We start from the raw sequence: 12340 nt of genomic DNA on the forward strand, positions 1-12340 counted from the left end.
GGAGATGTCGTGGCTGCAGGTCGTCGTCCTGTCCGTGCTGCAGGGCCTCACCGAATTCTTGCCGGTGTCCTCATCTGGGCACCTCGCGATTGCCTCCCGGGTCTTTTTTGAAGACGACGCGGGCGCATCTTTCACCGCCGTGAGCCAGCTCGGCACCGAAGCCGCCGTCCTCGTCTACTTCGCCCGCGACATCGTGCGGATCGTCAAGGCGTGGTGGGCCGGTCTTTTCCGATCCGGCGAGCGCACCGCCGACTACTGGCTGGGGTGGTGGGTCATCATCGGCACCATCCCGATCAGCGTGGTCGGGTTGCTGTTCAAAGACGAAATCCGCACCGGTGCACGTAATCTCTGGCTCGTCGCGACGGCCATGATCGTCTTCTCCTTCGTCATCGCCGCCGCCGAGTACGCGGGCAGGCAGGCCCGTCGCGTCGAGCAGCTCACCTGGAAGGACAGTGTGATCGTCGGTTTCGCGCAGTGCCTGGCGCTGGTGCCCGGCGTGTCACGATCGGGAGCCACGATCAGTGCCGGCCTGTTCCTCGGAATGGAACGAGAACTCGCTGCACGTTTCGGCTTCCTGCTCGCGATCCCCGCGGTGTTCGCCTCGGGCCTGTTCTCCCTGCCCGACGCGTTCGATCCGGTTGGTGAGGGAATGAGCGCGACCGGGGCGCAGCTGCTGGTGTCGACGGTGATCGCCTTCGTGGTCGGTTTCGCGGCGGTGGCCTGGTTCCTGCGATTCCTGGTCCGACACAGCATGTACTGGTTCGTCGGCTACCGGATCATCTTGGGCACAGTGGTGTTGATCCTGCTCTCTACTGGAACGGTGGCGGCGATATGACGGTTCTTCTGCTGCGCCACGGCCGGTCCACGTCGAATACCGCGCATACTCTGGCCGGTCGCTCGGAGGGCGTCGACCTCGACGATCGCGGTCGCGAACAGGCGTCGGCCCTGGTCGATCGGCTCGCCGGGCTGCCGATCAAAGCGATCGTGCGGTCCCCGCTGCTGCGATGCGAGCGCACCGTGGAGCCGCTGGCAGAGGCATTGAACCTGCAACCGATCGTCGACGAACGCATCATCGAGGTCGACTACGGCTCCTGGACGGGGCGCAAGATCAGCGATCTGGTCAAGGAGCCGCTGTGGGGGGTCGTCCAGCAGCAGCCCAGCGCGGCGGTGTTCCCCGACGGGGAAGGGCTCGCGCACGTCCAGGCCCGCGCCGTCGCGGCAATCCGCGACTGTGACCGCAGACTCGCCGACGACCACGGATCCGACGTGCTGTGGGTGGCCTGCACCCACGGCGATGTCATCAAGTCGGTGCTGGCCGATGCGCTGGGCACCCATCTGGACAGCTTTCAGCGCATCAACGCCGACCCTGCCTCGGTGAGTGTGATCCGTTACACGCCGATGCGCCCGTTCGTCATCCACGTCAACCACACCGGCACCGCGCTCAACGCCGCGCTGTCGGCGCCTCCTCCCGCGGAGAAGCCTCAGGACGGCGACGTGCCCTCCGGTGACGCCGTCGTCGGTGGCTCCACCGAATGAAGCGATCCTGACTGTTCCCGGTATTTTGGAGGGTGCCATGGCCCGCGAAATCCACGTCTTCCGCACACCCGACCGCTTCGTGGCCGGGACCGTCGGCCAGCCGGGAAACCGGACGTTCTATCTGCAGGCAGTCCACGACAAGCGCGTCATCTCGGTGATCTTGGAGAAGCAGCAGGTCGCGGTGCTCGCCGAGCGTATCGCCGCGTTGTTGCTGGAGATCAACCGCCGCTTCGGTACGCCGATCCCACCGGAGACCGGCGAGGTCGAGGACCTGAGCCCGCTCATCACCCCCGTCGACGCCGAATTCCGGGTCGGAACCATGGGACTGGGATGGGATTCGGAAGCCCAGACCGTCGTCGTCGAGCTGCTCGCGGTCTCGGAGACCGAGTTCGACGCCTCAGTGGTGCTCGACGACGCCGAGGAGGGGCCCGACGCCGTCCGGGTGTTCCTGACCCCGGAGTCCGCCCGCCAGTTCGCGACCCGCTCCAATCGCGTCATCTCGGCGGGCCGCCCGCCCTGCCCGCTGTGCGAGGAGCCGCTGGACCCCGAAGGCCACATCTGCGTCCGAACCAACGGTTATCGGCGCGGTGCGCTGTCGGGGTCCGACGATGACGAGATCTGAGGTCCTCGACCGCGGCGAACTCTCCGTGATCGGACGGATCCGCTCCGCGAGCAACGCGACGTTCCTGTGCGAGGCGACCCTCGGGGAACACGTGCAGCACTGTGTCTACAAGCCGGTGCGCGGTGAGGCGCCGCTGTGGGACTTTCCCGACGGCACGCTGGCCGGCCGTGAGCTCGCCTCCTACCTGGTGTCAGCCGCGCTCGGCTGGAATGTGGTGCCCTACACCATCATTCGTGACGGCCCGGCCGGACCCGGGATGCTGCAGAGCTGGGTGGACCAGCCCGGCGACGACGAGGAGAACCCCGTCGACGATGCCGGCCCCGACCTCATCGACCTGGTGCCCGCAGGCAAGCTTCCGGCCGGATTCCTGCGGGTGTTGCAGGCCTACGACTACGCGGGCGACGAAGTCGTCCTGGTGCACGCCGACGACGACCGGTTGCGGCGCATCGCAGTGTTCGACGTGCTGGTCAACAATGCCGACCGCAAGGGCGGGCATGTGCTGCACGGGGTCGACGGCGGCGTGTACGGAGTCGACCACGGTGTCACGCTGCACGTCGAGGACAAGCTGCGCACCGTGCTGTGGGGTTGGGCCGGCAAGCCCGTCGATGACGAGACCCTGGCCGACATCGAGAAGCTCGGCGATGCGCTGAAATCCGACCTCGGAGCCGAGCTGTGCAATCACATCACCCCCCGTGAGGTAGCCGCGCTGCGCTCCAGAGTCGTTGGACTGCTGCGTAATCCGGTGATGCCCACAGCTGATCGCCGGCGGCCGATTCCATGGCCGGCGTTCTGACGGACGCGGCCCTGGCCGCGTCGGTGGCCGTCGAGGCCGGTGAGTTGCTGCTCGAGATGCGCGAGCGGATGGGGTTTTACGACCCCTACGAACTCGGCGACGCCGGCGACATGCGGGCCAACACCCTGATCCTGGACCGGTTGCACCGCGAGCGCCCACACGACGCCATCTTGTCCGAGGAAGCCGTCGACGACGTGTCCCGCGTCCACGCCGACCGTGTCTGGATCGTCGATCCGGTCGACGGCACCTACGAGTACTCGATGCCCGGACGCGCCGATTGGGCTGTGCACATCGCGCTGTGGCAGCGATCGGCCGGAACGCTCACCGACGCCGCGGTCGCGCTGCCGGCCCGGGGCGAGGTCTTCCGCAGCGACACGGTCACGCCGCCACCGCCGCGCGCCGACGGTCCGATCCGGATCACCGCAAGCTCCAACCGGCCCCCGGCGATTCTGTGGCGGATCCGCGACCAGCTCGACGTCCAGCTGTACCGGATCGGCTCGGCCGGGGCCAAGGCCATGGCGGTGGTGCGGGGCGACGTCGATGCCTACCTGCATGCGGGCGGCCAGTGGGAGTGGGACTCGGCGGCGCCCGCGGGCGTGCTGTGGGCGGCCGGCCTGCACGCGACCCGGCTCGACGGATCGCCGCTGATCTACAACCGCCGCGACCCTTATCTGCCGGATCTTCTGATGTGCAGGCCCGAGGTCGCAGATACCCTCCTGGCGGTCATTCGGTCGGGAATGAAATAGCCGTGGCAGTTGTCGCAGACGTCGATGTCTAAAGTCGACGCTATGAAATCGTGGTCGGCGCCGAACGTTCCGGTGCTGCCTGGGCGCGGGCCGCAGCTGCGGCTCTACGACAGCGCCGACCGGCAGGTGCGGCCGGTGAGTTCGGGCTCCACCGCGACGATGTACGTGTGCGGCATCACGCCGTACGACGCGACCCACCTCGGCCATGCGGCGACGTATCTGACGTTCGATCTGGTGAACCGGGTGTGGCGCGACGCCGAGCACGACGTCCACTACGTGCAGAACATCACCGACGTCGACGATCCGCTGTTCGAGCGCGCACAGCGTGACGGCATCGGCTGGCGCGAGCTCGGTGACCGCGAGACCGACCTGTTCCGCGAGGACATGGCCGCCCTGCGGGTCTTGCCGCCCCGCGACTATGTCGCCGCCACCGAAGCGATCGCCGAAGTCGTCGAGCTCGTGGAGAAGATGCTGGCTTCCGGCGCGGCCTATGTCGTCGACGACCCGCAGCATCCCGACGTCTACTTCCGTGCCGGCGCCACCGTCCAATTCGGGTACGAGTCGGGCTATGACCACGACACCATGGCGGCGCTGTTCGCCGAACGCGGCGGCGACCCCGACCGGCCCGGCAAGAGCGATCCGCTCGACGCGCTGCTGTGGCGCGCCGAGCGGCCCGACGAACCCAGCTGGCCTTCCCCGTTCGGCCCCGGCAGACCCGGGTGGCACGTCGAGTGCGCCGCCATCGCCATGAGCCGCATCGGCACCGTCCTCGACATCCAGGGCGGCGGCAGCGATCTGATCTTCCCGCATCACGAGTACTCCGCCGCGCACGCCGAATGTGTCTCGGGCGAAAGGCGTTTCGCACGCCATTACGTCCACTCCGGGATGATCGGCTGGGACGGCCACAAGATGTCCAAGAGCCGCGGCAACCTGGTGTTGGTGTCGCAGCTGCGCCGCGACGGAGTCGACCCCGCCGCGATCAGGCTCGGCCTGTTCGCCGGCCACTACCGCGAAGACCGCTTCTGGAGCCCCGCGGTGCTCGACGAAGCCCAGCAGCGTCTGCACCGGTGGCGCAGTGCGACCACACTGGATGCCGCTCCCGACGCCGCGGACGTCATCTCCCGGGTGCGCCGCTACCTGGCCGACGACCTCGATACTCCGAAAGCACTTGCCGCTGTTGATGGTTGGGCCGCTGACGCACTATCCTACGGAGGTCACGACACCGACGCGGGGCGCGCCGTCGCAACCGCGGTCGACGCGCTGCTGGGAATTCGGCTCTAACCGCTTCGCACAGGGTAGGTTTCGGCCATGCCATCTGCGGCCGGAAAAACCGTGCTCATCACCGCTGCGATCCGCCGCGTGGGCGTCCTGCTCGCCGCTATCCTCCTGCTCGTGTCATGCTCCACCGGCGACACTGCCAAAGACGCCGAGTCCACGACGGCGGCACCGCCCCCTACCGAAGCGGCTGTCACCCCCGATGAGGCGCGCGCCATCGCGAAAGAGGCCTACATCTACGGCTTCCCGATGGTGGACAACTACCGCGTCCAGTACAGCTACTTCGTCGACAAGGACGATCCGGAGTACAAGGGCGGGTGGAACGACATCCACAACACCGCGCGCGTGTACACGCCTGCCGACACCGCGATCCAGACCCCGAATTCGGACACACCGTACTCGGCCGTCGGCGCCGATCTGCGGACCGAGCCGCTGGTGCTGACCGTGCCGCCGATTCAGCAGGACCGCTACTACTCCCTGCAGTTCGTCGACGGGTACACCTACAACTTCGCCTACGTGGGCAGCCGCACCACCGGCAACGGTGGCGGGAAGTATCTGCTGGCCGGGCCGAACTGGCAAGGCGAGAAGCCCGAAGGGATCAACGAGGTGATCCGCTCGGACACCGAGCTGGCCTTCGTGCTGTACCGCACCCAGCTGTTCGGACCCTCGGACCTCGGTGAGGTGGAGAAGATCCAGTCGGGTTACCAGGTGGCGCCGCTATCGGTGTTTCTCAACCAGCCGTCACCAGCACCCGCACCGGCCATCGACTTCGTGCCGCCGCTGGCCGCCGACCAGCAGAAGACCTCTCCGCAGTTCTTCGAGATCCTCGACTTCGCCTTGCGGTTCGCGCCGACACTTCCCGAAGAAGAGGCGCTGCGGTCACGATTCGCCAAGATCGGCCTCGGAGCTGACGGCGGCTTCGACGCCGATGCGCTGACCCCCGAGATGCGCACCGCGATCGAAGGCGGAATGGCCGACGCCTGGGCCGAGTTCAACGGCTTCAAGAAAGACAAGGTCGACACCGGTGAACTGGGCTCGGCGCAATTCTTCGGCACCCGCGAGGACCTGAAGGGCAACTACCTCTACCGGATGGCCGGCGCGGTGCTCGGAATCTACGGCAACACGGCGGCCGAGGCCATCTATCCGGGCGCCTTCAACGATTCCACGGGTGCCCCGCTCACCGGCGCCAACCGATACGTCTACCGGTTCCCGTCGGGACAGTTGCCGCCGGTCAACGCGTTCTGGTCGCTGACGATGTACCAGCTGCCCGCCAGCCAGCTCGTCGAAAACCCGATCCAGCGATACCTGGTCAACTCGGCCATGCTGCCGAGCCTGGTCGCCGACCCCGACGGCGGTTACACCGTCTACGTCCAGCACGAATCACCCGGTATCGAGAAGGAATCCAACTGGCTGCCCGCGCCGGAGGGTCCGTTCGCTCTCGTGCTGCGGTTGTACTGGCCGAAACCGGACGCCCTCAACGGCACATGGAAGGCGCCGCTACCCGAGAAGGTCTAGCGCCCGCGCCTGCGCAGGTAGCGTTCGAATTCCGCGGCCAGCGCATCACCGTCGATCTTGCCCAGCGCCTCGTTCATGTCGACTTCGGCGTCGCCGCGTTCCTCCAGCGACTGGACATACTCGGCGATCTCCTCGTCCTCCGAGGTCATCTCGGTGACCGCTTGCTCCCACTCCTCAGCCTGGGCCGGGAGATCGGCCAGCGGCACCTCGATGTCGAGGACGTCCTCGACCCGGCGCAGCAGCGCCACGGTCGCCTTCGGGTTCGGCGGCTGCGAGACGTAGTGCGGCACGGCGGCCCAGAACGTCACCGCGGGGATGCCGGCTTGCACGCAGGCGTCCTGGAACACGCCCGCAATTCCGGTCGGCCCCTCGTAGCGGGTCTCTTCCAGTCCGAACGTTTTCGCCGAGTCGGCTGAGTAGGCCGCGCCGGACACCGGAACCGGGCGGGTGTGCGGTGTGTCGGCCAGCAGCGCGCCCAGGATGACCACGGTCTGCACGTTCAGCTTGTCGGCGATGGCCAGCAGTTCGGCGCAGAAAGTCCGCCAGCGCATGTTGGGTTCCACGCCGTGCATCAGCACGATGTCGCGGTCGCTGCCGGGCGGGCGGCAGTGCGAGATCCGCATCGACGGCCAGACCAGCTCGCGGGTGACGCCGTCGACCTGCCGGATCACCGGCCGGTTGACCTGATAGTCGTAGTACGACTCGTCGTCGATCTCGACGATGGTCTCCGCCTCCCAGATGGCGTCCAGATGCTCCAGGGCATCGCTGGCGGCGTCACCGGCGTCATTCCAGCCCTCGAACGCGGCGACGATGATCGTGTCGCGTAGGTCGGGCAGGTCGGATCGCTTCGGACCGCCGAAATCCGAGGGACTCACCAGGCCAGCGTAAGCCCTGGGTGGGCTCGATGACGGGCATCGACCCACCCCTGCGTCGCGCACGTGCGCAAACGGCGTCGCTGTGGACACGGCCGGGGTGAAATACGTTCGGCGGCAGCCTGGTTAATCTTGATGCGTACGTCATCGCCGCTGTGGTCTGTGACTTGTCCGATTGCAGCGAGAAAGTGGGCGTCCAAACGTCGGTCTGGTGACGACGTAGACTTTTCACCGTCGAGAGGCGTTGCAACGGCTGTCGGGGGCAGGAATTCCCGGTATCCGCCACGCTCGGCAGAGTCAAGGACGCCTTCCGTTATGGAAGGAGTGTTGGTGACCGCCATCAGTTCAGACACCGATACACAGGCCACGGCAGACGCCACCGTGACTTTCGCGCCGAACATCCGCCCCGACTGCACCGAGGAACTCACCGCCGCGCTGCGCAAGCGGATCGTCGTGATCGACGGCGCGATGGGCACGGCGATCCAGCGCGACAGGCCTGACGAGGCCGGCTACCGCGGCGACCGGTTCACGGAGTGGCCGACTGCTCTTCAGGGCAACAACGACCTGCTGACCCTCACCCAGCCGCAGATCATCGAGGGAATACACCGCGAGTACCTAGAGGCGGGCGCGGACATCCTCGAAACGAACACGTTCAACGCGAACGCGATCTCGCTGTCGGACTACGACATGGCGGACCTGAGCTACGAGCTCAACTACGCGGGAGCCGCCCTGGCCCGCAAGGCCGCCGACGAGTACACCACCGCTGACAAGCCGCGCTACGTCGCAGGCGCCATCGGACCGACGACGCGCACCGCGTCGATCTCACCGGTCGTCAACGACCCCGGGGCTCGCAACGTGTCCTACGACCAGTTGGTCGCCGCCTACCTGGAGGCCGCCAACGGACTCGTCGACGGCGGCTCAGACCTCATCATCATCGAGACGATCTTCGACTCCCTGAACGCCAAGGCGGCGGTGTTCGCGGTCGAGACGCTGTTCGAGGAACGAGGACGCCGCTGGCCGGTGATCATCTCGGGCACCATCACCGACGCTTCCGGGCGGACGCTGTCCGGTCAGGTCACCGAGGCGTTTTGGAATGCGATCCGGCACGCCAAGCCTCTCGCCGTCGGCCTGAACTGCGCGCTGGGCGCGCCGGAGATGAGGCCCTACATCGCCGAGATGGCGCGGATCGCGGATACCTTCGTCTCCTGCTACCCGAACGCGGGGCTGCCCAACGCGTTCGGCGAATACGACGAGTCCCCGGAACGTCAGGCGTCCTACATCGCCGACTTCGCCGAGGCGGGCCTGGTCAACCTCGTCGGTGGCTGCTGCGGCACCGCGCCGCCGCACATCGCCGAGATCGCCAAGGCCGTTGACGGTAAGTCGCCGCGCGAGCTTCCGCGCATCGACGTGGCCACCCGGCTTTCAGGCCTGGAGCCGCTCAACATCACCGACGACTCGCTGTTCGTCAACATCGGTGAGCGCACCAACATCACCGGCTCGGCCCGGTTCCGCAACCTGATCAAGGCCGAGGACTACGACACCGCGCTGTCGGTGGCGCTGCAGCAGGTCGAGGTCGGTGCGCAGGTCATCGACATCAACATGGACGAGGGCATGATCGACGGCGTCGCCGCGATGGACCGGTTCACCAAGTTGATCGCCGCCGAGCCCGACATCAGCCGGGTGCCGGTGATGATCGACTCCTCGAAGTGGGAGGTCATCGAAGCCGGTTTGAAGAATGTGCAGGGAAAGCCGATCGTCAACTCGATCTCCCTGAAGGAGGGCGAGGAGAAGTTCGTCCGCGAGGCGAAGCTGTGCCGCAAGTACGGTGCCGCCGTTGTCGTGATGGCGTTCGACGAGCAGGGGCAGGCCGACAACCTGGAGCGTCGCAAAGAGATCTGCGGGCGCGCCTACCGGATCCTGACCGAGGAGGTCGGCTTCCCGCCCGAGGACATCATCTTCGACCCGAACTGCTTCGCGCTGGCGACCGGTATCGAGGAGCACGCGACCTACGGGATCGACTTCATCGAGGCGTGCGCCTGGATCAAGGAGAACCTGCCCGGAGTGCACATCTCCGGTGGCATCTCCAACGTGTCGTTCTCGTTCCGCGGGAACAATCCCGTGCGGGAGGCGATCCACGCGGTGTTCCTGTTCCACGCCATCAAGGCGGGCCTGGACATGGGCATCGTCAACGCCGGTGCGCTGGTGCCCTACGACTCGATCGACCCCGAGTTGCGGGACCGCATCGAGGACGTCGTGCTGAACCGTCGCGAGGACGCCGCAGAGCGGTTGCTCGAGATCGCGGAGCGCTTCAACTCCAAGGAGAAGGGCGAGGACCCGAAAGCGGCCGAATGGCGGTCCCTGCCGGTCCGCGAACGCATCACCCACGCGCTGGTCAAAGGTATCGACGCCCACGTCGACGACGACACCGAGGAACTGCGCGCCGAGATCGCCGCGGCGGGCGGGCGCCCGATCGAGGTGATCGAGGGGCCGCTGATGGACGGGATGAACGTCGTCGGCGACCTGTTCGGCTCGGGGAAGATGTTCCTGCCCCAGGTGGTTAAGTCGGCGCGCGTGATGAAGAAGGCCGTGGCGTACCTGCTGCCATACATCGAGGCGGAGAAAGAAGAGTCGACCAAGCAGGCCAAGGACACCAACGGCACGATCATCATGGCCACGGTCAAAGGCGACGTCCACGACATCGGCAAGAACATCGTCGGGGTCGTGCTGCAGTGCAACAACTACGAGGTGATCGACCTCGGTGTGATGGTGCCTGCCGCGAAGATCCTGGAGGCGGCCAAAGAGCACGACGCCGACATCATCGGCCTGTCCGGTCTGATCACCCCGTCGCTGGACGAGATGGTCAACTTCGCCGTCGAGATGGAACGCGAAGGGCTGGAGATCCCGTTGTTGATCGGTGGCGCGACGACGTCGCGTGCTCACACCGCAGTGAAGGTGGCGCCACGCCGCAAAGGGCCGGTGGTCTGGGTCAAGGACGCCTCGCGTTCGGTGCCGGTCGCGGCAGCACTTCTCGACGACAGGCAGCGACCCGCCTTGCTGGAGGCCACGGAGAAGGACTACGCGTCTCTGCGGGAACGGCATGCCCAGAAGAACGAACGGCCGATGATCACGCTGGAGAAGGCGCGCGCCAACCGCACGCCGATCGAGTGGGACGGCTACACCCCGCCCGTGCCGGCCATTGGTCTGGGGGTCCGTGAGTTTCTGGACTACGACCTCGCCGAGCTTCGCGAGTACATCGACTGGCAACCGTTCTTCAACGCCTGGGAGATGAAGGGCCGGTTCCCCGACATCCTCAACAACCCGGCGTCGGGCGAGGCGGCCCGCAAGCTCTACGACGACGCGCAGGAGATGCTCGACACCGCGATCAAGGAGAAGTGGCTGACAGCCAACGGCGTCATCGGCTTCTTCCCGGCGAACGCGGTCGCAGACGACATCGAGGTCTACACCGACGACAGCCGCACCGAGGTGCTGACCACGCTGTACAACCTGCGCCAGCAGGGCGAGCACCGCGAAGGCATCCCGAACCGGTCGCAGGGCGATTTCATCGCCCCCAAAGACACGGGTCTGCGGGACTACGTCGGAGCCTTCGCCGTCACGGCAGGGCTGGGCAGCGGTGAGAAGATCGCAGAGTTCAAAGCCGCCCACGACGACTACAGCGCGATTCTGCTGGAGTCGCTTGCCGACCGACTGGCCGAGGCATTCGCCGAACGGATGCATCAGCGGGTGCGCACCGAGTTGTGGGGCTACCAGCCTGACGAGGAACTCGACAACGACGCGCTCATCGCGGAGAAGTACGTCGGTATCCGGCCGGCGCCCGGTTACCCGTCCTGCCCGGAGCACACCGAGAAGGTGACGCTGTTCACGATGATGGACGTCACGGAGCGGACCGGTATCGAGCTGACCGAGTCGATGGCGATGTGGCCCGGTGCGGCGGTCAGCGGCTGGTACTTCTCCCACCCCCAGTCGCAGTACTTCGTGGTCGGCCGGCTGGCCCAGGACCAGGTCGCCGATTATGCGAGGCGCAAGGGCTGGACCCTGCAGGAAGCCGAGCGCTGGCTCGCCCCCAACCTCGGTTACAACCCGGAGGACTGAACCCCGTCTGAGGCAGGACGGGTTCGAGTGCGGGACTTGAACTTTGGGGACCGCACGGCGCGGTTGGCGCGAGACGGCCAACGCGTGCCAGAATGGCGGCGTGCGAGCGGTGCTGTGGGACATGGACGGAACGCTCGTTGATTCCGAAAAGCTGTGGGATGTGTCACTTTCGGCTCTCTATGCCTGTCACGGCGCATCGATGAGCCGTGAAACCAGGACCGCGCTGGTCGGAGCGTCGGCTGAAGAGACCATGGTCACGGTGTACTCCGAAATCGGCCTGGAGCCCGACCCGGTGGCAATGGCGGAGTCAATTCGCTGGCTACACGACCACACCGCCAGGTTGTTCGACGACGGGCTGCCGTGGTGCCCGGGGGCTCGCGAGATGCTGGAAGCCCTTGTGGCAGAACGTACTCCGATGGCACTGGTGACCAACACCGCCCGTCCGCTGGCCGAGAGGGCACTCAACAGCATTGGCCGCCACTACTTCTCGATCACCGTGTGCGGTGACGAGGTGCCCAGCGGTAAGCCGGCACCCGATCCGTACCTGCGGGCGGCCGAACTGCTCGACCTCGACCCGTCGGACTGCCTTGCCGTCGAGGACTCTGTGACGGGTACCGCGGCGGCCGAGAAGGCAGGCTGCGCGGTGCTCGTGGTGCCCAACGATGTCCCGGTGCCGGGAGGGCTCCGCCGTCGCCACGTGCGGTCGCTGGCCGACCTCGACGTCGATGGTCTGCGCCGCATCTACGCCGAGATCGACCGCGAATTACGCGAACGCACCGCCTGACAGGCGCATAGACAGGCTCACTTCCGGGAACACCCCCCGTCGGTAAGTGTTCGAGTGCTTGAATGTGATTCGTATCACGCAACGGTG

10 protein-coding genes are annotated in these 12340 nt (G+C 66.6%); 9 read left to right on the forward strand and 1 reads right to left on the reverse strand.

Annotated features, from left to right (window positions below):
- The first annotated feature begins 4 nt into the window (after positions 1-4).
- Genes AWC12_RS04335 through AWC12_RS04365 form a run of 7 tightly spaced genes read left to right on the forward strand, consistent with a single transcriptional unit; the run spans position 5 to position 6487 of the window.
- The gene (locus tag AWC12_RS04335; RefSeq protein WP_024445770.1) at positions 5-835 is read left to right on the forward strand and encodes an undecaprenyl-diphosphate phosphatase; all 831 of its coding nucleotides are present in this window, start codon (positions 5-7) and stop codon (positions 833-835) included.
- A complete protein-coding gene (locus AWC12_RS04340; protein WP_024445771.1) occupies positions 832-1536 on the forward strand; it encodes a histidine phosphatase family protein in 705 nt (234 codons plus the stop codon). The genes AWC12_RS04335 and AWC12_RS04340 overlap by 4 nt, the downstream gene beginning before the upstream one ends.
- 37 nt (positions 1537-1573) lie before the next feature.
- Entirely contained in the window at positions 1574-2158 is a 585-nt protein-coding gene (locus AWC12_RS04345; protein WP_024445772.1) for an Rv2134c family protein, read from the forward strand.
- A complete protein-coding gene (locus AWC12_RS04350) occupies positions 2145-2951 on the forward strand; it encodes an Rv2133c family protein (protein WP_085172562.1) in 807 nt (268 codons plus the stop codon). Before AWC12_RS04345 ends, AWC12_RS04350 begins: the two co-directional genes overlap by 14 nt.
- The gene (locus AWC12_RS04355; protein ID WP_024445774.1) at positions 2936-3697 is read left to right on the forward strand and encodes a 3'(2'),5'-bisphosphate nucleotidase CysQ; all 762 of its coding nucleotides are present in this window, start codon (positions 2936-2938) and stop codon (positions 3695-3697) included. Before AWC12_RS04350 ends, AWC12_RS04355 begins: the two co-directional genes overlap by 16 nt.
- 42 nt (positions 3698-3739) lie before the next feature.
- Positions 3740-4978, forward strand: coding sequence for a cysteine--1-D-myo-inosityl 2-amino-2-deoxy-alpha-D-glucopyranoside ligase (mshC, locus tag AWC12_RS04360; protein ID WP_085172564.1), 1239 nt, complete (start codon positions 3740-3742; stop codon positions 4976-4978).
- Positions 4979-5005: 27 nt separating this feature from the next.
- Positions 5006-6487, forward strand: coding sequence for a DUF1254 domain-containing protein (locus tag AWC12_RS04365; RefSeq protein ID WP_085172566.1), 1482 nt, complete (start codon positions 5006-5008; stop codon positions 6485-6487).
- Here AWC12_RS04365 and AWC12_RS04370 read toward each other — a convergent pair.
- Positions 6484-7362 (reverse strand): PAC2 family protein, encoded by an 879-nt coding sequence (locus AWC12_RS04370; protein ID WP_024445777.1) that lies wholly within the window; start codon positions 7360-7362, stop codon positions 6484-6486. The genes AWC12_RS04365 and AWC12_RS04370 overlap by 4 nt on opposite strands.
- A gap of 312 nt (positions 7363-7674) precedes the next feature.
- Between AWC12_RS04370 and metH the strand changes: the two genes are divergently transcribed.
- Together metH and AWC12_RS04380 are read left to right on the forward strand one after the other, a co-directional pair.
- On the forward strand, positions 7675-11469 hold the full coding sequence (gene metH, locus AWC12_RS04375; protein ID WP_085172568.1) for a methionine synthase: 3795 nt from the start codon (positions 7675-7677) through the stop codon (positions 11467-11469).
- Positions 11470-11569: 100 nt separating this feature from the next.
- Positions 11570-12253, forward strand: a complete 684-nt coding sequence (locus AWC12_RS04380; protein WP_085172570.1) for an HAD family hydrolase — start codon at positions 11570-11572, stop codon at positions 12251-12253.
- Positions 12254-12340: the final 87 nt, after the last annotated feature.

The sequence above is a fragment of the Mycolicibacterium iranicum genome, assembly GCF_002101705.1.
GTDB lineage: Bacteria > Actinomycetota > Actinomycetes > Mycobacteriales > Mycobacteriaceae > Mycobacterium > Mycobacterium iranicum.

Excerpts from the sequence above, each read along its gene's own strand:
- mshC (WP_085172564.1), top strand. The coding sequence starts at position 3,740 with ATGAAATCGTGGTCGGCGCCGAACGTTCCGGTGCTGCCTGGGCGCGGG.
- AWC12_RS04350 (WP_085172562.1), top strand. The coding sequence starts at position 2,145 with ATGACGAGATCTGAGGTCCTCGACCGCGGCGAACTCTCCGTGATCGGA.
- AWC12_RS04345 (WP_024445772.1), top strand. The coding sequence starts at position 1,574 with ATGGCCCGCGAAATCCACGTCTTCCGCACACCCGACCGCTTCGTGGCC.
- AWC12_RS04355 (WP_024445774.1), top strand. The coding sequence starts at position 2,936 with ATGGCCGGCGTTCTGACGGACGCGGCCCTGGCCGCGTCGGTGGCCGTC.
- AWC12_RS04335 (WP_024445770.1), top strand. The coding sequence starts at position 5 with ATGTCGTGGCTGCAGGTCGTCGTCCTGTCCGTGCTGCAGGGCCTCACC.
- metH (WP_085172568.1), top strand. The coding sequence starts at position 7,675 with ATGGAAGGAGTGTTGGTGACCGCCATCAGTTCAGACACCGATACACAG.
- AWC12_RS04365 (WP_085172566.1), top strand. The coding sequence starts at position 5,006 with ATGCCATCTGCGGCCGGAAAAACCGTGCTCATCACCGCTGCGATCCGC.
- AWC12_RS04340 (WP_024445771.1), top strand. The coding sequence starts at position 832 with ATGACGGTTCTTCTGCTGCGCCACGGCCGGTCCACGTCGAATACCGCG.